Source organism: Labrenzia sp. OB1, from assembly GCF_001624695.1.
Taxonomy (GTDB): Bacteria; Pseudomonadota; Alphaproteobacteria; order Rhizobiales; family Stappiaceae; genus Roseibium.
In genome coordinates this window covers 308,528-332,898 of the sequence record NZ_JSEP01000001.1, presented here as the reverse complement: position 1 = coordinate 332,898, position 24,371 = coordinate 308,528, and the positions used below count along the sequence as shown (strand labels likewise).

Below are 24,371 nucleotides of genomic sequence, written 5' to 3'. Positions count from 1 at the left end.
CTGCGGATTCTCCTTCTTTTTAGGTTGTTTTTTTGATCCTCTAGATTGTAATTTACACCCTTTAGTTTCATCTCCTGCAATAATTTACGTTTCTTCACCAATACTTGAATCAAATTTTAATCTTACGTTTACGTGGAAGAGTGTTCTCTCGCGGTGACGAAGCGTCAGTTGGATCGAGAGAATTTCATTCGGCTGCCTTCACAGCGGTTGCGCTGCTTCTGCACACCTGATTCCGCAAAAGTCACCGGTGCCGGATCGCGTCTTCCCATGGATTGCAATGTTGGGAGAAATAGGAATGCAAGTGACTGAGCAAATCGAGGAACGAGGCGAGGCGCGTGCCAAACGTTCAGCAGGTATCGGCGCAAAGATCATGACTGTCGTCGGAACCTGCCTTGCCGGGCTGGTTCTGGTGGCCGGGATCGGCCTGTGGCAGCTCGAAAAGATCGGTGTTCTGATCGACGGCGTCGCCAACCAGGACATTCCTCTGACCAACGCGGTGAGCCTGATCACGATCCATCAGCTCGAACAATCCATCAATCTCGAGCGGGCTCTCCGGGCCGGAGTGATGATGGAGGGACACGACGACGCGCACAACGAATTCATTGATGCGCGCCAGATCTTCGAGAAGTATGCAAAGAAGGTCGATCACGAAATTGTCGACGCTCAGAATCTTGCCAGTCAAGCCGCCAAAGTGGCCCATTCGCAAGAAATGAAGGCGGAATTTCAGAAGGTCCATGATGCCTTCAAGGTGATCGCCGCCGAACACAAGAGTTATGACGATCATGCCATCGAGGCATTCGATCTGATCGAAACCGGCCATCTGGACGACGCTCTTGCAATGCAGGGCGACATCAAGGCGGAAGAAGACAAGCTCAACCACGAGCTCGAAGAACTGGTGCACGAACTCGAGCTATTCACACTCGAGGCCGCCCAGACGGCGCTGCAAGCCGAGCAGTTCGCCCTGTGGAGCATTCTGATCATATCGGTGATCATATTCGTTGCCTCCATTACCTTTGCGGTCATCCTCATCCGCAGATCACTAATCCGGCCCCTGAACGAAGTGGTGACAGGCATCAATGCACTGACATCCGGGGATTACACCACCGAGGTGAGGATCTATGCCCAGGACGAGATCGGCGCGGTGGCAACGGCCTATCAGACTTTCCGCGATACCATGGCGCGCTCCAGGGATCTTGAAGAGGAACAGCAGCGCAATCGCAGCGCCGAGGCAGAACGCCAGCGCCTTCTTGAGGAGGCATCCAGGCAGTTCGTGTCCAACATTGGTGCGATTGTGGAGACTGTCTCCTCGGCTTCGACCGAACTGCAGGCGACCGCGCAGTCCATGTCAAGCATCGCTGAAGAGACCAGCAGTCAGGCAACCTCGGTGGCCACGGCAACGGAAGAAGCCACCAGCAACGTCGCGACGGTCTCGTCCGCAACCGAGGAACTCTCCAGTTCGATCGGCGAGATCAATTCAAGGGTGTCGCAGGCCTCCAGCATCTCCCAGCAGGCCGTTGATGAGGTTGCCAAGACCGAAGGTCAGATGGATCAGCTTGCAAAGACTGCCGAAAAGATCGGCGACGTCATTTCCATGATCTCCGACATCGCCGAGCAGACCAATCTGCTGGCTCTGAACGCCACGATCGAATCCGCCAGAGCGGGTGAAGCGGGCAAGGGCTTTGCGGTGGTCGCGGGCGAGGTCAAGGCGTTGGCCAGCGAAACCGGGAAGGCAACCGACAATATCTCCAACCTGATCAAGGAGATCCAGGAACAGACCAGCACATCTGTCGCCTCGATCGGGGAAATCGGTGGCATCATCGCGCGCATCAACGAGACCTCGGTCGACATTGCCACGGCTATGGGGCAACAGGACGCCGCAACCCGGGAGATTGCCCAGAACGTCACCCTGGCGGCGAACGGGACTCAGGCGGTTTCGGAGAATATCGTCAGCGTTACCCAGGCATCGCAGGAAACCGGTGCCGCCGCCAGCCAGGTCACCATGGCGGCCGGAGAACTCTCCGGTCAGGCCGCGAAGCTCAAGGTCGAGGTCGACGGCTTCATCGCCAAACTTGAGGCGGCATAAGGGCGCGATGCGCTAAGCACAAAATCCGGTTCCGTGTGTCTTCGGGTCGAAACGGAACCGGTCATTTTCTGCTGCTTCGCGAGGCGGCCGTGCCGTGTGTCAGGATCCGGTTCCGCTTTTTGCGGCCCGCGATGCCACGGTTCCGGTTTGCGGAGCCGCGCTGTTGAGACCTTCCAGACGTGCCGGGCCGGGCGCAGCATCTTTGCTGTCCCGGCCTTGCTCGTCGCTCTCCACGATGCCGGTCATGCTGCTGGACATGGCAGTCGCCACCCTGTCCATGAAAACAGCGTGCCTGGGTTCCCAGAATAGCGTGAAGCCCCGGCTGTCTTGCGGGGTCTTCATCACCCTCAGATAAAAATCGCGCCCATCCTGTTGTCCAGACACGATGAAGTAGTCGTTGCGAAAGTTCTTGTAGTCGACGGCACGGCCGTTTTGCGGCCGGGTTGCCCGCCGATACAGTGCCTGATAGCCGGTTTCCTCTCGCGGCACCCGCCAGGTCTCCAGTTCGATGCTGCTGTCATGAGCCAGCCAATGGCGCCCGCGCCCTGCCATCGAGGCTGCTTCGAACAGCTTGACCGGGACACCAAGGGTCAGACCGCTTGCGGTGTCGTCTATCGTTTCGAAGCCGACGCGCCTGACCAGATCAAGTCCGTCCCGCTGCAGGATCAGCATTTGCCTGGCATCCGGAACGCCGTCCGGCACATGCTCGCGGTGTTTTTGAAAGGACTTGAGCGCATTGTAGGTGAGGGGCCCGAAGGTGCCGTCGACCAGGCCGGTGTAATCGCCTGTGAACACCAGCAGAAACTGGGTCCGGACGCGCTCCTGATAGGGTATGTCGTGGAACCAGGCTTTCGACCGGCCGTAGTCTGCCAGGCTTGCTCCCACCGAAACAAACAAGACGAATACCGCTATCAGGACTGCACGCATCACCGGCTCCCGCACCCGAGGTTGCGGACCACAGTTTAACAAAAAGCAGCGGTTGAAAACAGCGTTCGGCGGACGAGCAGGGGATATCCTGCAATGAGTGACGGAGCGCGCAGGCTGGTCATTCGGGCACCGGCGCGAAAGATCAGCGGGGGATGACGTCGACCTTGTGATCGGTGGTCTGGCCACCGGCGGTGCGCAGAACGCCTTTGACCGGGGCGGCGTCGCCATAGTCGCGGCCCCTGGCGACAACAATCTGGTCCTGGCCGACACGAAGCGCGTTGGTGGGATCATACTCGATCCAGCCGATTTCAACGCCGCACCATGCCCGCACCCAGGCATGCATGGCATCGGCGCCTTCCAGCCGCGGCTGGCCTTCCGGTGGACTGGTCCTCAGGAAACCGCTGACGTAACCGGCCGGAACGCCGATGCTCCTGAGGCAGGCGATCATGATGTGGGAGAAGTCCTGGCAGACACCGTGCCGGCGTTCGAACGCTTCCAGGGCAGGGGTGTCCACTGTTGTCGCGTCCGCATCGAAACGCATGTCCTTGTAAAGCGCCTTGCCGATGGTCTCCACCGCCGCTATGGCGCTCATGTCCGCATCCACGCGTTCGCGCGCATAAACGGCGAACGCCGGGTCGAGCCGCAAACGTGGCGAGGCGGCGAGAAAATGCACCGGTTCCACGGGTCTGAGCGACTGGATATCGGCAATTTCCCGCGCAAGAGACTTCAACGGCGGCGAGATGTCGAATGCCTCGGGTGTCGCCGTCCGCTCGATCCTGGCCACCAGCTTGAAGCACAGCTCCCTGTGAGGCGTCCGGTAGGCGATGTCGGTGACGGCGTTACCGAAGAAATCCGTCCGGTTCCGCCGTTCCGAAGGCTCCGGCAGGAAGGACAGTTCTCCGGCAAGCAAGGTCTGTTCGTGCGGGATCGTTGCAGGCATCAGGCGCAATGCGTGGCGACCGGAATTGGCCGGGCTGGCGTAATCATGGATGACTTCAAGGGTTATGTCGTAAAACAAGGGTGCCTCGCACCGCGCGATTGCGGAGAATTAGAGTGTGAACTCATAAATGAAGACAAAAATTGGCGTCACCCCATGTCGTCAGCGTGCTTGACCGGGCAAGAAGCCTGCTCCGCGCGCGCTTCCTAACGGTGCTTTGCCATTTCCGATGCCATTTCGTCTTCATTTGAGAGTTCACGCCCTAGCGGATGTAAGTGTCGGTCAGTTCCCCGGAAAGATCGGCAATCCGGTCGCGCAGGTCCGCCAGCGTTTCCGGGGTCAGGGTTTGCGGTGTCGCGATCGCCAGGCTGGTGTGTATCTGCAGGATAGACCGGGCCAGGTGCGACAGGTGGCCGAATTCCGCCGCCCCCGGCAGGACGGCGATGTGGTCCTTCATCTCGGTCAGTTGGTAGAGGACCGCGCGCGGGTTTTTCGTATCCATCGCCAGAAGATCGAGAACCGTGGCCTGACTGAGCGAAACCGCGTAGCGCCGGCTCATGGACATGGCGCTGTCGCCGACCTCCAGAAGCAGTTCCAGAGAGCCTTCAGGAGCCTTCGGGCTGGTGAAGACCGACAGGAGATCCGTCATCGCGTGCGCGCGTTCCAGAGCCCGGCCGAGGCTCAGGAACCGCCAACCGGTGAAGCGGTACATGTTTTCGTGCACCAGCCCGGAAAATCCGGTGATCTTGCGCAAAAGCAGTCCCATGGCGCGCGGGACGTCGGCATTTTCGTGCAGCGCCAGTTTCACGCCGCTGGCGGTCTGTGCCAGATCGTTCAGGGCCAGCCAGCCATCGACCGAAAACCGGTCGCGAACCTTGCTGGCGCTGGTGACCGCCGATTGCAGGATGTCGCAGAGGCTCTGGGGAACAGGCGCGTCCGGCGCGACCCCGATGTCCTCCAGATAGTCCGCGGTCATGGTGACCAGGGGAGCTTCCGGGTCGGCGGTCTCCTGAAGGCGGGCATGATAGGCACGCAGCAGGCGGACAGCGCCCTCGGCGCGCTCCACGTAGCGCCCCAGCCAGAAGAGGTTGTCGGCGGCGCGGGCGGGCAAAGTGCCCGCCTGGGATTTGAAGTAGGGCGACTCTATCTGGTGAAGCAGTGTTTCCCTGACAGGTTTCCGGCCGCCGACAATCCACACGTCAGCCGCCGATCCGCCTTCCTGCATGGCAATGGCGCTGGCATCTTCCGTGCGGCCGATGCGGGCAAATCCTCCGGCCATGACTTCCCAGCCGTCCGCCGTGCGGGCCAGAAAGACACGCAGGCTCATCGGCCGCGGCACAAGCCCTCCTTCTTGATAGGCGGGTGTGGTTGACAATGTTACGGCTTCCTGGCCGACAAGATCGCTGCTCTTGTTGTCGATCCAGGTTTCCAGGATGCCCTTGTGGAACTTTTCGAAGTCGCGCCCGATGAAGTCAGTCTGGGCGGATGAGAAAGGGAGTGCGGTTGAGAGCGCCGGGCTGAACATCATGCTTTCGGCATGATCCTTCACGTAATCGCGTGTGGCGGGCTCGCCGCACCACCAGGTGGCGACATTCGGCAATTTGAGGCTTTCTCCCAGCAGCCGTTTGCTGATGCGGGGAAGAAAGGCGAGCAGGGCTCGGGTTTCCAGAATGCCGGTCCCCAGCGCATTGACCATGGTGATGGAACCGTCGCGCACGGCCTGCACCAGACCGGCTGTGCCGATACGTGACGATTCTTCCAGTTCCAGCGGATCGGACCACGCTGCGTCCAGGCGGCGCCACAGCACGCTGACCGGTTTCAGGCCGGCGACGGTGCGCACCATCAGGCGTCCGTTTTGCACTGTCAGGTCTTCGCCCTCCAGCAGCATGAAACCGAGATAGCGGGCGATATAGGCATGCTCGAAATAGGTGTCGTTCATCGGGCCGGGCGTCAGAATGGACACGCGGCTGTCGGTTTCTCCGCGCAACTCGACCAGATGGTTGCGGAAGCGGCGGAAGAACCCGGCGAGCCGGTGAACATTGGCCCTGGCGAAATATTCATTGAAAACGCGGCCGGTGGCGACCCTGTTTTCAAGGGCAAAGCCCGCTCCCGAAGGTGCTTGCGCCCGGTCCGACAGGACCCACCATGTGCCGTCGGGCCCCCGTCCGATCTCGAAGGCCAGAAAATGCAGGAAATTGCCCGATTGGGGAGTGACGCCGACGAGAGGCCGCTGCCATTCCGGGCTTCTGGCGATCAGGTTTGCAGGCAGGTAACCCTCGCTCACCATCTTGTTGGGGCCGTATAGATCCGCCACAAGCTGTTCCAGAAGACCGGCCCGCTGGATGAGGCCTTCGCTGATGACCTCCCAGTCGTCTTCGCTGATAATTACCGGAATGTGGCTCAACGGCCATTCCCGCTCTTTCGCGTCATTCTGGCCGTAATGCCGGAAGTAGACACCCGCATCGTTGAGATACTGGTTGCCGCGCGCGAAGCGGTTGCCGATTTCTTCCGGTGTCAGGGAGGAGAGGTGATCGATAAAGGGCCGCCAAACGGGCCTCACCCGGCCCGCCGGATCGAGGAGTTCGTCCGAAACACCAGGAAACGGGCGATAGGAGTTCAGCAACTCCCGCCCGACATCACCTGATATAGCCGTTTCGTCCAAACTCATGCATCATTTCCTCCGTAGACCGACGGCCAAAAGACCGTCAGACATAGTGTGGCCGCCGCAGGTCCAAGGTCAACGGAAACTCCGGGTGAGGATGCTCCTCCTCCGGGGCATAAAGACCTGGCGTGTGGCCGTGCGGTTCGAACCGTGCCAGCCGCCGCGCCTCGGCCTCGTTGCCGTTGACCGGAAAGGTGTCGTAGCTGCGCCCGCCCGGGTGGGCGACATGATAGACGCAGCCGCCAATGGCCCGCCCGCTCCAGCGGTCGAAAATATCGAAGGTCAGCGGCGCGTCAACCGGGTGAACCGGATGCAGTGCCATGGAGGGTTGCCAGGCCTTGTAGCGCACTCCCGCGACGGAGACGCCGTTGGTTTCGGTCTTCCGCAAGGGCATCATGCGCCGGTTGCAGGTTACGGTATAGCGGTCCGGATCGGCGGTGGTGAGCTTGACCTGCAGGCGTTCGGTCGAGCTGTCCGTGTAACGCACGGTGCCGCCGATGGCACCTGTTTCGCCCAGAACGTGCCAGGGTTCCAACGCCTGCCGCAGCTCCAGATGAACCCCCTCGACCTCGATTTCCCCGCAGAAGGGAAAGCGGAACTCCGCCTGAGCCTCGAACCAGTCCGGACGCATGGTGAAGCCGTGGTGATCCAGGTCCCGCAGCACATCCTGGAAATCGGCCCAGACATAATGCGGCAGCATGAACCGGTCATGGAGGGTGGTGCCCCAACGGGTCAGGTTGCCCGAAAGCGGGCGCTGCCAGAGCCGGGCGACCAGGGCTCTCAGAAGCAACTGCTGCGCCAGGCTCATGCGCGGGTCGGGCGGCATTTCGAAGCCGCGGAATTCGACGAGGCCGAGGCGGCCGGTCGGGCCGTCCGGTGAGTAGAGCTTGTCGATGCAGATTTCCGCCCGGTGGGTGTTGCCGGTGACATCGACCAGAAGATTGCGCAGCAGCCTGTCGACCAGCCAGGGAAAGGGTGTCGGACCTTCGGCCGGACGCTTGATCTGCGAAAGGGCGACTTCCAGCTCGTAAAGCCCGTCGTGACGCGCTTCGTCGACGCGTGGTGCCTGGGATGTCGGACCGATGAAGAGACCGGAAAACAGATACGAGAGGCTCGGGTGCCGCTGCCAGTGCAGGATGAGGCTGCGAAGCAGGTCCGGGCGGCGCAGGAAAGGACTGTCGAGCGGCGTTGCTCCGCCGACGACAACATGGTTGCCGCCACCGGTTCCGGTATGTTTGCCGTCGATCATGAACTTGTCGGCGCCGAGACGTGTGTTGCGGGCCTCCTCGTAAACGCCTTCGGTAATCGCCACACAGTCCTTCCAGCTTGCCGCCGGATGGATGTTGACTTCGATGACGCCCGGATCCGGGGCAACCCGGATGACGTTCATGCGTGGATCGGGTGGGGGCGGATAGCCCTCGATGTGCACCGGAATGCCGAGATCGGCCGCAGCGGTTTCCGCAGCAGCGATGAGTTCCAGATAGTCCTCGATCGCTTCCACCGGCGGCATGAAGACACAAAGCCGACCGTCGCGCGGTTCCACGGACAAGGCGGTACGGACAGCCGCGTCGCCGATTTCCCCGTCAGGCAATTGCTGTTCGCGTCTTTCCTGCTGTGGACCCGCCGCAGTGAACTGCGCAACGTCCTGCGGGCGCTCCGGCCGCGGTCCGACCGGAAACTCCGGCAGTGGCGCCCTTGGGACAGTCGGGTCGGCGATATTCGTATAGGGATATTGAGCCGGTGGCACGTGAGGCAGCGATTCCAGGGGAATGCGGTATCCAACGGGACTGTCGCCCGGCACCAGAAACAAGGCATTGCGGCGCAGCTTCCAGTTTTCCGACCGCCATTTATGGCCGGACGCCTTGGCCTGCCAGCGCTGGATGGGCAGGACATGGCCCGACGGGGAGGAGAGCCCGCGGTCGAAGACCCGTGCGATCCGGTGACGCGCCTCGGCGTCTTCGAGTTCGGAATTGTCCGGGGTGACGTTTTCCGGCAGGTTGGCTTCCTTGACCAGCCAGACGGCGGGATCCTCGTAGGCCGGAACCACATATTGGGGATCGACGTCGAGCCGCTTCGCGATCTGGCGGAGCAGGGCGTCCGACTTGTCCGCATCCGCGCCGGTGTCGCTGCCTTCCTCGGCGATCAGTTCCGGGTCGTTCCAGATCGGCTTGTCGTCGCGCCGCCAGTAGAGGGAAAACGTCCAGCGGGGCAGGGTTTCTCCCGGATACCATTTGCCTTGACCGTAATGGAGAAAGCCGCCCGGGGCGAAGCGCTTGCGCAGCCGGCGGACCAGAATGTCGGCTTTCTCGCGCTTGGTCGGGCCGACGGCCTCCGTGTTCCATTCATCGGACTCGAAATCGTCAATGGAGACGAAGGTCGGTTCGCCGCCCATCGTCAGGCGCACGTCTTCCTGAACCAGAACCCGGTCGACCTCTTCCCCGAGCCGGTTGAGCGCGGTCCAGGCTTCCTCGGAAAAGGGTTTGGTGATCCGCGGGTGCTCGGCAACGCGGTTGATCTTCATGTCGAAGGAGAAATCGACGTCCGCGTGGCTCGCCAGCCCGACGATCGGTGCGGCGTTTGTATAGTGCGGTGTCGCGGCCAACGGGATATGGCTTTCGCCGGTGAGCAGGCCGGATGTCGGGTCCAGTCCGATCCAGCCCGCACCGGGGAGGTAGACTTCGGCCCAGGCGTGCAGATCCGTGAAGTCGTGGTCGGTGCCGGAGGGGCCGTCAAGAGCTTCCAGGTCCGGCTTCAGCTGGATGAGATAGCCGGAGACGAAACGGGCGGCAAAGCCCAGATGACGAAGCGCCTGAACCAGAAGCCAGCTTGAATCGCGGCACGAGCCCGTTCCCCGTTCAAACGTCTCTTCCGGTGTCTGAACGCCCGCTTCCATCCGGATGACATAGCCGACCGCGCCGGAAACCTTTGCGTTCAGCCCGACGATGAAATCGATGGTCCGCTGTCTGTCGCGCGGCACAGTGTCCAGAAACGCTTTCAGATGAGGCCCCGCGGGTTCGGTGCTCCTGTAGATCTGCAGATCTTCCCGAAGTTCTTCCGGATAGTCGAACGGCCAGTCCTCGGCGCTCTCCTCGACGAAGAAGTCGAAGGGATTGTAGACAGTCATGTCGGCGACAAGATCGACTTCAATCTTGAATTCGCGCACGGGTTCGGGGAAGACGAACCTGGCCAGCCAGTTGCCGTAGGGATCCTGCTGATGATTGACGAAATGACCTTGAGGCGAGACTTTCAGGGAGTGGGACAGAACGCGGGTGCGGCTGTGCGGCGCCGGGCGGAGGCGGATGACCTGCGGACTTAAAGTGACCGGTCTGTCATATCGGTAATGGGTCAGGTGATAGATGCTTGCGCGGATGGACATGAAATGACCCTGTAAGGCTTTGGAACTCCTGAGCCAGATTTTCACATAATGCTACAGCGCACCATTTCTTTCTGCGGGCCAGGGAAAGCGTCTTGCAGCGAATGACAAACGGCTTTCACATCACAGCGATCATGGATGTCGTCGCGAGACGGGGTGCGTCTGCCGGTTGTGCTCAGGCGAAAGAGATCATTTTAACTGCTGGATGAAACTTTCGTAAACTAATATATGCGGATGATTAGATGTGAAAACACATGCGGCATCCGCAAGCGCCCAAACATTTTGGCCAGGCTTTCCATTGCGGCCGTTGTTTGCCGTTCGATCTGCTGGAAAGTCGTCGTGTGACGAACCGGGATTTGAATGACTGCATTTTCTAGACTGTTCTGGATCTGGTGTTTCCTGACCTTCGCGGGTGTGGCTCATTCTGCCGATTTTCGGGTCACATTCATCAATCCGGGTAGCGAGACCGGCTTCTGGGGAGACGTATCCAGAACCATGACCGCTGCGGCGGCGGATCTGAATGTGGAGCTTGAAATCCTCAATGCGGACCGGCAACCCTATATCATGGAGGCGCTGCTCAAGAAGCGGCTGGAGGATGGGGATCTTCCTGACTATTTCATCCTTGTGAACGAGAACCAGTCGGCCGCCCGGTTGCTTCAACTCATGGATGGCAAGCCCAGCAAGGTCTTGTTCCTGCTGAACAAGCTGACCCCCAAACAGAAGAAAAATCTTGAACGGCACAATATCGATTTGGGCAACATCGTGGCGTCCATCGTCCCGGACAATGAATCCGCCGGGTACGAGATGGCCAGTTCCCTTATCGAGAAGGCCCGGAAGTTCAAACCGCAAGGGGAGACGATCCGCCTTCTGGCGTTGACCGGCGACGCGTCCACGCCTGCCGGTCTTCACAGGGAGACGGGGATGTTGCGCGCGGTTGCCAACAATCCGGATGTGAAGCTGCTGCACGCGATCCCGACCGACTGGAACGAGACCGTCGCCTACAAGCGCGCCCGCAACGTGTTCGAGCGCGCGCAGGTGGATATCGTCTGGGCGGTGAATGACGATGTAGCCTTCGGCGCTCAGAAAGCGGCTCTGGAAGCCGGACTGAGACCGGGCGAGGACATTTTTTTCGCTGGACTCAACTGGTCTTCGGACGGTATGGAGGCTGTGCGCGATGATAGTCTGACCATGACCCATGGTGGACATTTCTTCGCCGGCGCCTGGGCTCTGGTCATGCTCCGGGACCACTTTTCCAGATCGGTCGATGGCGAGATCTTTGTCGATGTTGTTTTCAGGATGTCGCCTATCACACCCGAGAACGTGGATCTCTATCTGACCAATATCGGTGACAGCGACTGGGACAAAATTGATTACAGGCAGTTCTGCAAGACCATAAACGGCAGCAGCCATTATGACTTTTCAGCCGGGGCCATCCTGAAAGCTTCAGGGAGCTGAGACCTTTCGGCCCGACAGGGTTTCCTGCGCAGTCTCTCTCGTTCAACTCTATCCAACTCCGCCGTTGCGGGGCTATAGATGCCTGAACGCGTTTACCGGCAGATAGGGTGCCTCCCGAGCAGAGGGAGCAGCAGCCGGACAGGAGAGATCGATGACAGAGAGCAACAGCCCTGGCGGTGCCTATGACCCCGCAACGGAAGGTGCTGAAACGGCGTTTTCGGACAAGATGTCCTACAGCGACTATCTGGGGCTTTCGCGGATACTGACGGCGCAGTCGCCGCAGTCGGACGCTCCTGACGAACTCCTCTTCATCATTCAGCACCAGACGTCCGAACTCTGGATGAAGCTGATGCTGCACGAACTGTTCGGCGCACGGCAGGCGATCATGGAAGATCACATGCCTGAAGCCATGAAGCTGCTGGCCCGGGTCAGCCGTATCATGGAACAGCTCAACTCGGCCTGGGACGTGTTGCGCACGATGACCCCGAGCGATTACACGCGGTTCCGCGATGCGCTGGGCGTCTCCTCGGGTTTCCAGTCCCTGCAGTACCGGTTGATCGAATTTGCGCTCGGCAACCGCAATACGGCGATGATCAAGCCACATGAACATGATCCGGGAGGCGTTGCGCTTCTCAGGGAAGAGCTCGAACGGCCGAGCCTTTACCAGGTGGTGCTTTCCTTTGCCCGCAGAAACGGGTTCGAGATTGACCGGGAACTTACCGAGACACCGGCGGGGGAACCGCACCGGGAGGTTCCCCAGATCATGGAGCTTTGGCGGGCTGTCTACGGTGACCCGTCCGCGCATTGGGCACTTTACGAAGTCGGTGAGAAGCTGGTTGACCTGGAGGACTATTTCCGCCGCTGGCGGTTCAATCACGTGACGACGGTCGAGCGGGTCATCGGCTTCAAACGCGGCACCGGCGGGACGGGAGGTGTTTCCTATCTGAAGCGCATGCTTGAGGTGGAGCTGTTCCCCGAACTCTGGCACGTCAGAACGGTGCTTTGATCCTTCCGCTCCACCAAGAGCCATCCGGTGTCGCGGCTTTACGCCAAGCAAGGTTTTCGAGTGCCGTCTGCGAGGTCCCGGATCAGGTTCGGGACTGCAAGAGGGAAGCCTGCGTAAGGCCGTATTCATCGAGCCAGACAGAAATCAGCGGGCAATGCCCGCTACTTCCCGAAGGCTCCGGTGTCGATCATCTGCTGGAACATGTCTTCCATGGACATCTTGAGCGGGCGGTAGGTCATGGCGAGGTCGCGTTTGCTTCTGGAATTGTCCGCGCGCCATTTCACATCGACGTTGTTGGTGACGAACCTGCGGGAGATGCCGCTCATGAGCGGGCCCAACAGCCATACCATGGGTTTGGGCACCGATTTGCGCGGCACCGGATAAGCGTCACCGAATTTTTCAACGAGGGTCTTGCCGAGTTCGAGAATGTTGGTGTTGTGACCCGAGACGATATAGCGGCCCTGCGCATGTGGAGCAAAACCGGCCGCGACATGCGCCCGGGCGAGATCGCGGACGTCCACGGCGCCGATCCCGAGTTTCGGAGCGCCCAGCCTCATGGTGCCGTTCCCCATCTGCCGGACGATGTTGAAACTCTCGGAGGTTGGATCCGGGTTCAGGGCCGGGCCGATGACCAGCGACGGGTTCACGGCGACCAGTCTGAAGCGGTTCTGCCCGTCGGCGATCCTCCAGGCTTCGCGTTCCGCCAGCGTCTTGGAATAGCTGTAAGGCTGATAGGAGAGCGACGCGGTGGTGTTCCAGATCTCTTCGTTTAGTGTCCCGCCGGGAGCTGTCTGGCAGTCGATGGCGTCGGTGTAGATCGCCGCGCAGGAACTGGTGACGACGACCCTGTCGACTGCCGCATTTGCCGCCGCGGTTTCCAGTACATTCCGGGTGCCCTTGAGTGCCGGATCGATCAGCTCCCTTTGCGGGTTCCTGACCCGGGTGGTGAATGGCGACGCTGTATGAAAGACAAGTCGGCAATCCTCCATGGCGGCGGCATAGGAGCCCGGCTTCAGGAGATCCGCTTCAAAGAACCTTAGTGTTCCGGGCGATCTGTCCGCGATTTCGCGCAGGTGCCGCAGTTTTGCAGCGTTGCCGGGATCGCGTACCGCCGCGTTTACGGTGACGCCGGCCTCAAGCAGTTCCTTCACCAGCCAGCCGGCTACATACCCTGTGGCACCGGTTACCAGAACCGGGTGGCTTGTGGAGATCGGCTGGTTCACTGAGTTTGGTTCCCGGTTGAAGCGCTTTTTGCATTCATCCTTTTCCGTATGGAGATTTGCAACCTAAAACACGTGCCCAGGCATTTCCGGTGTTGGTGTTTTGCGAGGCCTGTCACGGGACTTGTTCTGGCGTGAGGAAGAGGCGGGCCAGGATGAAGATTGCTCTCTTCTGGCGTTGCAGCAGGCCATGCTGCGCTGCCGTGCCAATCAAATATTTTCGTTTGATGGCACCAAACGAAATTGATTCGTCGAAATGCGATCGCTCAAATGAAAGAACCGAAACCTGGTTTCCACCCTACATTTGCCGACAAATTTGTGCCACACTCGGTCCTGACAACGAGATCAAAACGAGAAAACGAGCGGTCGCCGGATCAAATGCGCGTCGATATTATCTTATTTATATCAATGCTTTAAATTGTTTTTTGGGTCGAAATAAATCTACTAAAAAATTAGTTTGACAACATGGCAACGGTATGTCCAAGTATCGGCAGCCGGATAAACACGGCGCTATTTATCTCATTGGGAGGAGATGCAGATGCGTAAGTATCTACTCTCCGCGGTTGCAGCTTGCGCTGTGATTGCGGGGTCAGGATCCGCTTTTGCCGACGAAGCAGCGGCACAGAAGTGGATTGACCAGGAATTCCAGCCTTCGACCCTGTCGAAGGACGATCAGCTTGCCGAGATGCAGTGGTTCATCAAGGCGGCCGAACCGTTCGATGGCATGGAGATCAACGTCCTGTCAGAAGGTATCCCGACACATTCCTACGAGTCGGAAGTCCTGACGAAGGCGTTTGAGGAAATCACCGGTATCAAGGTCAATCACCAGATTCTCGGTGAAGGCGAAGTCGTTCAGGCTGTCCAGACCCAGATGCAGACCGGACGGAACCTCTATGACGCCTATGTCAACGACAGCGATCTGATCGGCACCCATTCCCGCCTGCAGCTTGCCTACAATCTGTCCGACTGGATGGAAGGTACCGCGAAGGATGTCACCAATCCGGGACTCGACCTGGACGACTTCATGGGCACGCAGTTCACCACCGGTCCGGACGGCGATCTCTACCAGTTGCCCGACCAGCAGTTCGCGAACCTCTACTGGTTCCGGAAGGACTGGTTCGACCGTGAAGACCTGAAGACGGCCTTCAAGGACAAATACGGTTATGACCTGGGCGTTCCGGTCAACTGGTCCGCCTATGAGGACATTGCCGAGTTCTTCACCAACGACGTGAAGGAAGTCGACGGCGTCCAGATCTTCGGACACATGGATTACGGCAAGCGCGCACCGGATCTCGGCTGGCGCATGACCGATGCCTGGCTTTCCATGGCCGGCGCCGGCGACAAGGGTGAGCCGAACGGCATTCCGGTCGACGAGTGGGGCATCCGCATGGAAAAGGGGACCTGCAACCCGGTGGGTGCTTCGGTTTCCCGCGGTGGTGCCGCCAACGGTCCTGCGGCTGTCTACGCCATCCGCAAATGGGATGAGTGGCTGCGCAACTTCGCCCCTCCGGGTGCCGCCAGCTTCGATTTCTACCAGTCCCTGCCGGCACTCAGCCAGGGCAACGTTGCCCAGCAGATCTTCTGGTACACCGCGTTCACCGCTGACATGGTGAAGCCGAAGTCCGAAGGCAACAACACGGTGGATGACGAGGGTACGCCGCTGTGGCGCATGGCTCCGAGCCCGCATGGTCCCTACTGGGAAGAAGGCCAGAAGGTCGGTTATCAGGACGTGGGTTCCTGGACCATCCTGAAATCCACTCCCGAAGACCGTGCGAAAGCCGCCTGGCTCTACGCCCAGTTCGTGGTCTCCAAGACGGTTGACGTGAAGAAGAGCCATGTCGGTCTCACCTTCATTCGTGACAGCACCGTGCGTCACGAATCGTTCACCGAACGGGCTCCGAAACTCGGTGGGCTGGTCGAGTTCTACCGCTCTCCGGACCGGGTGGCCTGGTCGCCGACCGGCGTCAATGTTCCTGACTATCCGAAGCTGGCCCAGATCTGGTGGCAGCAGATCGGTGACGTGAACTCCGGCGCCTTCACGCCGCAGGAAGCCATGGACCGTCTGGCGGAGGAAATGGACATCGTTATGGCCCGCATGCAGCAGGCCGATGAGCGCGCCAACGTCTACGGCGGTTGCGGTCCACGTCTGAACGAGGAAAAGGACGCGGAATACTGGCTGTCCCAGCCGGGTGCTCCAAAGGCCAAGCTCGACAACGAGAAGCCTCAGGGCCAGACCGTGAACTATGACGAGCTGGTTGCCCGCTGGGCGGAAAACTGAGCCGGGTCGTCTGATCCCAACAACAGGACCGGGGAAGACCCCGGTCCCCCACCTATGCGAATGTGACGGCCAGGGTTTCGGAGTTCCAAACCCTGAGCCAGTCCGGACGCGGGCGAAGATACATGTCCCTGGAACTTAAAAACGTCAGCAAGCGCGTGGCAGGCATCACCCACGTCAAGGAAACGAGCCTGACGCTTGAAACCGGCCATTTCAACGTTCTTCTCGGAGAAACCGGTTCGGGCAAGACCTCGCTGATCAAGCTGATGGCCGGCCTCGACAGCCTCGCCTCCGGGCAGATTGTCCTCAATGGCAGAGATGTCTCCAGCCTGTCGGCGCAAAAGCGCAACATCAGCCTGGTGCACCAGTTTTTCGTCAATTACCCGCATATGTCGGTCTTCGACAACATTGCCTCGCCGTTGAAAGTTGCCGGCGTGGCGAAGTCGGAAATCGAGGGCCGGGTGGACGAGGCGGCGGGCCTCATGAAACTGAAGCCCTTCCTGAATCGCAAACCGCACGAATTGTCCGGCGGCCAGCAGCAGCGGACCGCGCTGGCCCGTGCCATCGTCAAGGAAAGCGACGCCGTTTTTCTCGACGAACCTCTGGCGAACCTGGACTACAAGCTGCGCGAGGAGCTGCGCGATCAGCTTCCCGAATTGTTCGCCGGCCGGGGGGCGGTTGTCGTCTACGCGACCTCCGAACCCGAAGAAGCGCTTCTGCTTGGCGGGAAGACCGCACTGATGACGGACGGCAAGGTGGTCCAGTTCGGCCCCACTGCCGACATCTACCGCAAGCCCAGGGATCTGGATGCGGCGAAAGTGTTCTCCAATCCTCCGATCAACGTTGCGCAAGTGACCAAGCAGGGAGAAAGGGTCGTACTGAACGAGAAGACGAGCTGGACCCTGCCGGGTGACGCGGCGAGCCTTGCCGACGGGCGCTACACGCTGGCGATCCGGCCGCATCATGTGCTGCCGGTGGAAACGCCGGACCATTCGGTCAGGCTCTCGGGCCACGTTCTGGTAACTGAACTCAGCGGCTCGGAAAGCAGCGCCCATTTCGAGATGAACGGGCAGCCCTGGGTGTCCCTGTCAGCGGGGGTGCATCCCTATCAGGTCGGTGAGGTGCATACCTTCCACCTCGACCCGAACCACTGTTTTTTCTTCGCGCCCGACGGCACGCTGGCAGCATAGGGAGAGGACCTCATGGCACAAATCACACTCTCCAACCTGCGGCACAGCTATCGCCCCGATCCGGCGGGCGATGACGATTACGCGCTCAAGAAGATCGATCTGACCTGGGAAGACGGCGGCGCCTATGCGCTTCTGGGGCCATCCGGCTGCGGCAAGTCCACACTGTTGAACATCATCTCCGGCCTTCTCGTTCCTTCGGAAGGCAAGATCCTGTTCGATGACCAGGATGTGACGGCCCTGCCGCCGGCGAAGCGCAACATTGCGCAGGTCTTCCAGTTTCCGGTCATCTACGACACGATGACCGTTTACGACAACCTGGCCTTTCCCTTGCGCAATCGTGGCAGGGACGAGGCCATCGTCAAACAGCGGGTGACCGCGATCGCGGAGATGCTGGAAGTCACCGGCATGCTGTCGACACGCGCATCGAACCTTTCTCCGGACAACAAGCAGAAGATCTCCATGGGCCGAGGCCTCGTACGCGAGGACGTCAATGTCGTCATGTTCGACGAGCCGCTGACCGTGATCGACCCGCATCTGAAGTGGAAGCTGCGCTCCAAGCTCAAGGAGCTGCATCAGCGGGTGCGGGCGACCATGATCTATGTCACCCACGACCAGACCGAGGCGCTGACCTTCGCCGATCAGGTGGTGGTGATGCAGGATGGCGAAATTGTCCAGATCGGTACGCCGGTGGACCTGTTCGAACGTCCGGCGCATACCTTCGTCGGCCATTTCATCGGATCGCCCGGCATGAATGTCCTGCCCTGTGAGGTTCGCGGCGGGGCTGCTTTCTTCGGCGGCGAGCAAGTCACGCTGGAAGGTCCGTCCGGAATTGCCGGCGACGGCAAGGCCGAGGTTGGTATCCGGCCGGAGTTCGTGTCGGTTTCCAGAACCGGCGGGGGGATCGCCGCCCATGTGCGCAAGGTGGCCGATATCGGCCGCCACAAGGTGGTTGAAGCCATCGCCCATGACAGCCGCATCCACGCGATCCTCGAGGGCGACGCACCGAATGCGGGGGATGCGGTGATGCTCGATTTCAAACAGTCCCAGACCCGGCTCTACAAGGACGGCTGGCTGGCAAGCCGGCCCGAGGGAGGTGCGCGATGAAGAAGCTGAATCAACGGGCCTGGCTGTTCGTCACGCCGGTGCTGCTGCTGGTCGCATTCAACGCGCTCATCCCGATGATGACCGTGGTGAACTATTCCGTCCAGGAAACCTTCGGCGACAATCTTTTCTTCTGGCAAGGCATCGACTGGTTCGAGCAGGTGCTTACATCCGAACGCTTTCACAAGGCGCTTGGTCGCCAGTTCCTGTTCACATTCCTGATCCTGATCATCGAGGTGCCGCTTGGGGTCGCCATCGCCCTGGCGATGCCGCGACAGGGGTTCTGGGTGCCATTCTGCCTGGTCACCATGGCACTTCCCATGCTGATCCCCTGGAACGTGGTCGGTGCGATGTGGAACATCTTCACCCTGCCGGACATCGGACTGCTGGGCTACTTCATGAACCACACACTGGGCATTTCCTATGACATGACCCAGAACCCGTTGGCAGCCTGGGTGACCATCGTCATCATGGATGTCTGGCACTGGACGTCGCTGGTGGTGCTGCTTGCCTATGCCGGTCTGGTTTCGATCCCGAACGCCTACTATCAGGCGGCGGAAATCGACGGGGCATCGAACTGGGCGGTGTTCCGCTACATCCAGCTTCCGAAGATGAAAACGGTGCTGACCATCGCCATCCTGCTGCGCTTCATGGACAGCTTCAACATCTATACCGAACCGTTCGTGCTGACCGGCGGCGGACCGGGCAACTCCACCACACTGTTGTCCATCGATCTGGTGAAGATCGCTCTTGGCCAGTTCGATCTCGGACCGGCGGCCGCCATGTCCCTCATCTATTTCGCCATCACGCTGCTGGCCTCCTGGCTGTTCTACACGCTGATGACGATGAACGACAACAAGTCCTGAGGAGAACCGAAATGCGCCTGAAAAGCCTGGTTCCCGTGATCTACATCCTCTTCCTGATGCTGCCGATCTACTGGCTGGTCGCGATGAGCTTCAAGACCACCAACGAGATCCTTGCCGGGTTCTCCCTGTTTCCGCAGACCTGGACCCTGGCGAATTATACCGCGATCCTCACCGATCCGACCTGGTACTGGGGTTACATCAACTCCATCATCTACGTGACCTTGAACACGATCATCTCGGTCGTCGTCGCGCTGCCGGCAGCCTATGCCTTTTCCCGCTATACGTTCGTGGGCGACAAGCATCTGTTCTTCTGGCTGCTGACCAACCGCATGGCGCCGGCAGCCGTCTTCGCGCTGCCTTTCTTCCAGCTGTATTCGGCCGTCGGGCTGTTCGACACCCATATCGCGGTGGCGCTTGCCCATTGTCTGTTCAATGTGCCGCTGGCGGTCTGGATCCTGGAAGGGTTCATGAGCGGGGTGCCGAAGGAACTGGATGAAACGGCCTATGTGGACGGCTATTCCTTCCCGAAGTTCTTCGTGACCATCTTCCTGCCCTCGATCACGGCCGGGGTCGGCGTTGCCGCCTTCTTCTGCTTCATGTTTTCCTGGGTCGAACTGTTGCTCGCCAAGACGCTGACCGCGGTCGAGGCCAAACCTATCGCCGCTGTAATGACCCGGACCGCTTCCTCCGCGGGCTACGAACTCGGGCTTCTGGCGGCGGCCGGGACCCTGACCATCATTCCCGGCGCCATCGTCATCTATTTCGTCCGTAACTACATTGCCAAGGGCTTTGCCCTGGGGAGGGTCTGATGCTCGGCTGGATGGCCTGGACCTGGCCGACGGCGCTGCTGTTCGTCGGGATTTTCACTGCAATCGGCGTGCTGATACTGCTGGAAGTGCGCTATCCGGGCGGACAGGCCCGCAACGGTGTTCTGGGCTTGACGACGACGCGCGGCGACCGGCTGTTCATCACCCTCTTGGGCAGTGCCTTCATTTTCTTCGCCTGGCTGGGGCTCATGGGCCCGCCGCTTTGGTGGCCCCTGGCGATCAGCATTGGCTGGGGAACTTTCTGCTTCTGGAAAGTCTGACGGCCGAAATCGTGTTCGACTAAAGGAATAGTATTTTACCCGGTATTGATGCAAGAATAGGCGCCGTGGCCCCATCGAATCCGCAATTGGCGCAGGGAAATAATGAGAAAACGTAAGAGCAACGAGTTTCTGACCGAAGTCGAGCTGGAGTTCATGACCGAACTCTGGAAACTCGGCGAAGGCTCCGTGCGGGATATTCTCGCATGTCTGCCGCCGGACAGAAAACTGGCCTATACGTCATGCGCCACCATCATGCGGATCCTGGACGAAAAGAACTTCGTGGACAGCCGGAAAGAAGGCAAGACATTCATTTATTCCCCCCGGCTGACCAAAGACACCTACCAGTCCCGTTTTCTTCGAAACCTGTCGGATAAACTCTTCGACGGCACGCCCGCGTCCCTGGTGGCGCGGCTCGTGGATGAATATGACCTTTCGAAGCAGGACCTGGAGGAGATCAGAGCGTTGCTGGACGGGAGGACGACAGATGACGCTACTTAACGGGGTGTTCGATGTTTACATCGATCTGAACATAACACTGGCGGTTACGGCCATCGTGTGGCTGACCGCAAAACTGTTTCTGGCCCGAACTGGAAAGAGGCTCGCCTTTTCACTCCAGCTCGGTTTGCTGAACGGCCTGTTTGCCATCATTGTTCTGTCACCGGCCATCGTTGCCGGCTATCACTACATGCTTGCGGCGGAAGTGCTTCCCGCCAGGCTGCCGGTTAATCTGGCGGACTATGCGGTTGCGCAGTATCTGCGAGGCGGCATCGGTATTCCGGCGGAGGACTTCCAGTCCCTTCTCGGAGTGCGCAGCCGTATGAGCGAGAGCATTGTTGCCATGGAGCCGGGATTCGGCAAGGGCGTGGCGCTGCTTCTGATCGCCGGTTTCACCTGTTTCGGACTGCGGCTGGCGGTGAGTTTCGCGCGGCTCCACCGAATGCTGTCCGGCTGTCATCTCTGGCGGCGCAATGGGCGGTTGAAGCTGCTGCTGTCGGATCGTGCGCTTGTACCCTTTTCCGCGCGCGGTCTTCACTACCACTACGTGGTGATCCCGTCGGATCTTCTGGCCGAGCCGGACGATCTCGGTCTTGTCCTCAGGCATGAATTCCAGCATCTGCGCCGGGGCGACGTCACCTGGGAAGTCGCGCTGGAATGCCTGCGCCCGCTGCTGTTCTGGAACCCGTTCTATTACGTCTGGAAATCTGAGGTTGAGCGGCTTCGCGAACTGGCCTGCGACCAGAAAGTTGCCGAAGATGCGCGTGTGGACCTGAGATCCTATTGCCTGTGTCTGCTGAGAGCGGCACAGGCGGGGCTGAAAAAGCGGCAGGAACTGATGAGACACGATCGCTCGGGCAGTGTCGCCTCCGTGGCCCTGCTTGAAGTCAATGACCGGCTGCTGCGCCGCTCACCGGCCCAGAAACTTCGGCGCCGTGTGGAAGCCTTGATGGAGCCGAACCGGCTTCATCCCCATTGGGGCATCGTCGGGCTGGCGGTCCTGCCGATGGTGGCGGTCATTTTCCTTGCGGCCCTGTCGATTCAGAAACCGGCGGACTGGAGTCAGGATCGGCTCATGCTTTCGGCGATTGTCAATCTGGAGCGCCTGCAGGTGATCAACACCTTCGGCCAGCGGCCGCTGCGGTGACCATTCCGGTTTCTGCTGTGACACCGCTCTCCACCTGGCTGCCCCGGCCTCGAGCCGGGGCCACGTCGAGGTCCCGGTTCAAGGCCGGAACGACATGGAGAGTGCGCGAAGGCATGCGGTGGCGATTTTCCGTTTGGCTTTCCGGAGGGATCGTCGTTTGATCGCGTGATGGCTTTCAACTTTTCGAACGCGTGACCGAGATCGGCAATTTCTCTTCCAGCACCACCATCCGAGTTTCCGGACTTGTCCAGGGGGTCGGGTTCCGGCCGTTCGTCTGGAAGCTGGCGAACGAACTCGGCATTGCCGGCCACGTGCTCAACGACGGCGCGGGCGTCAAGATCGAAGCTCACGGATTTCCGGAGATGCTCGGCGTTTTCGCCGAAAGGCTTCGAACGGACAGACCGGCATTGGCCCGGGTTGACGGGATTGAAGTCGTCACCGGCGCCGAACGTCCTCGCCCGGACGGTTTCCGCATCCTGGAAAGCCGGGGCGGCGCCGTCGCGACCGGTGTTGTGCCCGATGCGGCCACGTGTCCTGCCTGCCTTGCCGATATAGGCAATCCGTCGGACAGACATCACGGCTATGCCTTCACCAACTGCACCCATTGCGGGCCGCGCCTGTCCATTCTGCGGCATATACCCTATGACCGCGCCTCGACCTCCATGTCCGGTTTTTCGATGTGCGCGTCCTGCCGGGCGGAGTATGAGGACCCGGCCGACCGCCGGTTCCATGCCCAGCCTGTCGCTTGTCCGGACTGCGGTCCAAGGCTGTGGTTCGAGGGTACCGATGGACGTGAGGCTGAAGGCGATCCCGTCACGCTTGCAGCCCAACGGTTGCGGGCCGGGGATATCCTGGCGGTCAAGGGACTGGGTGGTTTTCAGATCGCCGTCGATGCCGGCAACGAAGCTGCCGTCAGAACGCTTCGCCAGCGCAAACACCGTCCCGACAAACCTCTGGCCCTGATGGCGCGGGACCTCGACCAGATCCGCAGGTATTGCCGTGTCAGCGATGAGGAAGCGGACATCCTGGCAAGCGCGGCGGCGCCGATCCTGCTGCTCCGGAAGGCTGGTCCGGCACTAGCGGAAGGCATCGCTCCGGGCCAGGACAGGCTCGGTGTCATGCTGGCCAACACGCCGCTGCATCACCTGCTGCTGGCACGCCTCACGCGGCCGATCGTCATGACATCCGGCAATCTGTCAGAGAATCCGCAGGAAACGCAGAACGCCGGGGCACGGCAGCACCTCGCCGGGCTCGCCGACGGTTTCCTCATGCACGACCGGGAGATCGTCAACCGGCTGGATGACAGCGTTCTGCGGCTCGACCGGTCGGGAGTTTCCATGTTGCGCCGGGCCCGTGGCTATGCGCCTGCCTCGGTGAGGCTGGCGCCGGATTTCGAGCGTGCGCCCAGGGTGCTCGCCATGGGCGGTGAGTTGAAATCCACCTTCTGCCTGATCAACGGCCGCGATGCGGTGCTGTCGCAGCATCTCGGCGATCTGGAGAACGCGCCGACATTCGCGGACTACAAGAAAACGCTGCGGCTTTACCTTGATCTCTACCGCTTCAAGCCGGAGGTGATCGCAGTGGACGCGCATCCGCAGTATCTCTCCAGCGTTTACGGAGAAGAGCTTGCGGCCGAGTTCGGTGCCGATCTGGTGCGTGTGCAGCATCACCACGCGCATCTGGCGTCCTGCCTTGCCGGGCGGGGCTGGACGTTTTCGGGAGAACAACCGGTATATGGGGTCATTCTCGACGGTCTCGGTTGGGGAGAAGACGGCACGGTCTGGGGCGGGGAAATACTCAAGGGCGGGCTTGAGAGCTTTCAGCGTCTCGGGTCTTTTCTGCCGGTTCCCCTGCCGGGGGGAGCTGCGGCGGTGCGCGAGCCGTGGCGGAACCTTGCGGCGCATCTCCGGACGGCATTCGGTCCGGATTATCTTGGTCGTCTCACCGGATTGTACGTCGCGGCAGCACTTGAGGAAAAGAACCTGGCACTGCTGGAGCGGATGATGGAACGAGCGCTCAATGCGCCGCCGTCCTCCTCCGCCGGCCGTCTTTTCGATGCGGTCGCCGCGATGCTCGGAATCAGCTTTCACCACCAGAGTTTCGAGGGGCAGGCCGCGATGGCACTTGAAAGTCTGGCACGGCCCTTCGTGCAGGACGAAAGCGGTTATCCTGTCGATTTCATGCCCTCTCCTATGCGGTTTTCATTCGCGCCCTTGTGGCAGGAGCTGATCGCGGATCTGCACGCCGGACTGGAGCGCGGGCGAATTGCCGCCCGGTTTCATCTTGGTCTAATCCAGGGGCTCGCCGAGGGGCTGTCACGTTGCGGGGCGCGGCCGGGGGATACGGTGGTTCTCTCTGGCGGGGTCTTCCAGAACGCCATCTTGAAAAATGGCCTGACCGACCGCCTGAATGCGATGGGGTTCAGGGTGCTGACCCACGAAACTGTTCCCGCCAACGATGGCGGGCTGGCGCTCGGGCAAGGTGTAATCGCGGTGGCTCGGAGGGTGGCCGTCGGCAGCTGACCCGCAGCAACTGACCGGCGGAGGG

Annotated in this window: 17 protein-coding genes; 12 read left to right on the top strand and 5 right to left on the bottom strand. The window is 60.5% G+C overall.

Annotated features, from left to right (window positions below; genetic code table 11):
• The first annotated feature begins 295 nt into the window (after window positions 1-295).
• Window positions 296-2,083 carry a methyl-accepting chemotaxis protein gene (locus tag OA90_RS01470; RefSeq protein WP_068406014.1) on the top strand — a complete coding sequence of 596 codons (1,788 nt, stop codon included), beginning with the start codon at window positions 296-298 and terminating at the stop codon, window positions 2,081-2,083.
• 99 nt (window positions 2,084-2,182) lie between these two features.
• Here the strand turns inward: OA90_RS01470 and OA90_RS01465 are convergent, their stop codons facing one another.
• From OA90_RS01465 to OA90_RS01450, 4 genes are all read right to left on the bottom strand, one after another.
• On the bottom strand, window positions 2,183-3,010 hold the full coding sequence (locus OA90_RS01465; RefSeq protein ID WP_068406012.1) for a peptidoglycan-binding domain-containing protein: 828 nt from the start codon (window positions 3,008-3,010) through the stop codon (window positions 2,183-2,185).
• Between the two features lie 142 nt (window positions 3,011-3,152).
• Window positions 3,153-4,028: a transglutaminase family protein gene (locus OA90_RS01460; protein WP_068406010.1), complete on the bottom strand. Its 876-nt coding sequence runs from the start codon at window positions 4,026-4,028 to the stop codon at window positions 3,153-3,155.
• A 181-nt stretch (window positions 4,029-4,209) separates the two neighbouring features.
• Window positions 4,210-6,615 carry a circularly permuted type 2 ATP-grasp protein gene (locus tag OA90_RS01455; RefSeq protein ID WP_068406006.1) on the bottom strand — a complete coding sequence of 802 codons (2,406 nt, stop codon included), beginning with the start codon at window positions 6,613-6,615 and terminating at the stop codon, window positions 4,210-4,212.
• Between the two features lie 37 nt (window positions 6,616-6,652).
• A complete protein-coding gene (locus OA90_RS01450; protein WP_068406001.1) occupies window positions 6,653-9,985 on the bottom strand; it encodes a transglutaminase family protein in 3,333 nt (1,110 codons plus the stop codon).
• Window positions 9,986-10,342: 357 nt separating this feature from the next.
• On the opposite strand from OA90_RS01450, the gene OA90_RS01445 reads away from it, so the two are divergent.
• Both OA90_RS01445 and OA90_RS01440 read left to right on the top strand, forming a co-directional pair.
• Complete coding sequence (locus tag OA90_RS01445; RefSeq protein ID WP_068405997.1) at window positions 10,343-11,437, top strand: ABC transporter substrate-binding protein; 1,095 nt, start codon at window positions 10,343-10,345, stop codon at window positions 11,435-11,437.
• A gap of 151 nt (window positions 11,438-11,588) precedes the next feature.
• A complete protein-coding gene (locus OA90_RS01440; RefSeq protein WP_068405994.1) occupies window positions 11,589-12,443 on the top strand; it encodes a tryptophan 2,3-dioxygenase family protein in 855 nt (284 codons plus the stop codon).
• A 161-nt stretch (window positions 12,444-12,604) separates the two neighbouring features.
• Here the strand turns inward: OA90_RS01440 and OA90_RS01435 are convergent, their stop codons facing one another.
• Window positions 12,605-13,666 (bottom strand): NAD-dependent epimerase/dehydratase family protein, encoded by a 1,062-nt coding sequence (locus tag OA90_RS01435; RefSeq protein ID WP_068405991.1) that lies wholly within the window; start codon window positions 13,664-13,666, stop codon window positions 12,605-12,607.
• Between the two features lie 535 nt (window positions 13,667-14,201).
• Here OA90_RS01435 and OA90_RS01430 point away from each other — a divergent pair.
• From OA90_RS01430 to hypF, 9 genes are all read left to right on the top strand, one after another.
• Complete coding sequence (locus tag OA90_RS01430) at window positions 14,202-15,941, top strand: ABC transporter substrate-binding protein (protein WP_068406598.1); 1,740 nt, start codon at window positions 14,202-14,204, stop codon at window positions 15,939-15,941.
• 122 nt (window positions 15,942-16,063) lie between these two features.
• The gene (locus OA90_RS01425; protein WP_068405988.1) at window positions 16,064-17,128 is read left to right on the top strand and encodes an ABC transporter ATP-binding protein; all 1,065 of its coding nucleotides are present in this window, start codon (window positions 16,064-16,066) and stop codon (window positions 17,126-17,128) included.
• A gap of 12 nt (window positions 17,129-17,140) precedes the next feature.
• Complete coding sequence (locus tag OA90_RS01420) at window positions 17,141-18,232, top strand: ABC transporter ATP-binding protein (protein WP_068405985.1); 1,092 nt, start codon at window positions 17,141-17,143, stop codon at window positions 18,230-18,232.
• On the top strand, window positions 18,229-19,095 hold the full coding sequence (locus OA90_RS01415; protein WP_068405982.1) for a sugar ABC transporter permease: 867 nt from the start codon (window positions 18,229-18,231) through the stop codon (window positions 19,093-19,095). Before OA90_RS01420 ends, OA90_RS01415 begins: the two co-directional genes overlap by 4 nt.
• An 11-nt stretch (window positions 19,096-19,106) precedes the next feature.
• The gene (locus OA90_RS01410) at window positions 19,107-19,904 is read left to right on the top strand and encodes a carbohydrate ABC transporter permease (protein ID WP_068405979.1); all 798 of its coding nucleotides are present in this window, start codon (window positions 19,107-19,109) and stop codon (window positions 19,902-19,904) included.
• Complete coding sequence (locus OA90_RS01405; protein WP_068405976.1) at window positions 19,904-20,182, top strand: DUF2160 domain-containing protein; 279 nt, start codon at window positions 19,904-19,906, stop codon at window positions 20,180-20,182. Before OA90_RS01410 ends, OA90_RS01405 begins: the two co-directional genes overlap by 1 nt.
• Window positions 20,183-20,284: 102 nt before the next feature.
• Window positions 20,285-20,680, top strand: a complete 396-nt coding sequence (locus tag OA90_RS01400; RefSeq protein WP_068405973.1) for a BlaI/MecI/CopY family transcriptional regulator — start codon at window positions 20,285-20,287, stop codon at window positions 20,678-20,680.
• Window positions 20,667-21,824, top strand: coding sequence for a M56 family metallopeptidase (locus tag OA90_RS01395; RefSeq protein ID WP_068405971.1), 1,158 nt, complete (start codon window positions 20,667-20,669; stop codon window positions 21,822-21,824). The genes OA90_RS01400 and OA90_RS01395 overlap by 14 nt, the downstream gene beginning before the upstream one ends.
• A 191-nt stretch (window positions 21,825-22,015) precedes the next feature.
• Window positions 22,016-24,346: a carbamoyltransferase HypF gene (gene hypF, locus OA90_RS01390; RefSeq protein ID WP_068405968.1), complete on the top strand. Its 2,331-nt coding sequence runs from the start codon at window positions 22,016-22,018 to the stop codon at window positions 24,344-24,346.
• Window positions 24,347-24,371 lie beyond the last annotated feature (25 nt).

Bases quoted from the DNA above. Each gene is read 5' to 3' on its own strand.
- OA90_RS01470 (WP_068406014.1), top strand. From the start codon at position 296: ATGCAAGTGACTGAGCAAATCGAGGAACGAGGCGAGGCGCGTGCCAAA.
- OA90_RS01465 (WP_068406012.1), bottom strand. From the start codon at position 3,010: ATGCGTGCAGTCCTGATAGCGGTATTCGTCTTGTTTGTTTCGGTGGGA.
- OA90_RS01455 (WP_068406006.1), bottom strand. From the start codon at position 6,615: ATGAGTTTGGACGAAACGGCTATATCAGGTGATGTCGGGCGGGAGTTG.
- OA90_RS01450 (WP_068406001.1), bottom strand. From the start codon at position 9,985: ATGTCCATCCGCGCAAGCATCTATCACCTGACCCATTACCGATATGAC.
- OA90_RS01445 (WP_068405997.1), top strand. From the start codon at position 10,343: ATGACTGCATTTTCTAGACTGTTCTGGATCTGGTGTTTCCTGACCTTC.
- OA90_RS01440 (WP_068405994.1), top strand. From the start codon at position 11,589: ATGACAGAGAGCAACAGCCCTGGCGGTGCCTATGACCCCGCAACGGAA.
- OA90_RS01430 (WP_068406598.1), top strand. From the start codon at position 14,202: ATGCGTAAGTATCTACTCTCCGCGGTTGCAGCTTGCGCTGTGATTGCG.
- OA90_RS01425 (WP_068405988.1), top strand. From the start codon at position 16,064: ATGTCCCTGGAACTTAAAAACGTCAGCAAGCGCGTGGCAGGCATCACC.
- OA90_RS01420 (WP_068405985.1), top strand. From the start codon at position 17,141: ATGGCACAAATCACACTCTCCAACCTGCGGCACAGCTATCGCCCCGAT.
- OA90_RS01415 (WP_068405982.1), top strand. From the start codon at position 18,229: ATGAAGAAGCTGAATCAACGGGCCTGGCTGTTCGTCACGCCGGTGCTG.
- OA90_RS01410 (WP_068405979.1), top strand. From the start codon at position 19,107: ATGCGCCTGAAAAGCCTGGTTCCCGTGATCTACATCCTCTTCCTGATG.
- OA90_RS01405 (WP_068405976.1), top strand. From the start codon at position 19,904: ATGCTCGGCTGGATGGCCTGGACCTGGCCGACGGCGCTGCTGTTCGTC.
- OA90_RS01400 (WP_068405973.1), top strand. From the start codon at position 20,285: ATGAGAAAACGTAAGAGCAACGAGTTTCTGACCGAAGTCGAGCTGGAG.
- OA90_RS01395 (WP_068405971.1), top strand. From the start codon at position 20,667: ATGACGCTACTTAACGGGGTGTTCGATGTTTACATCGATCTGAACATA.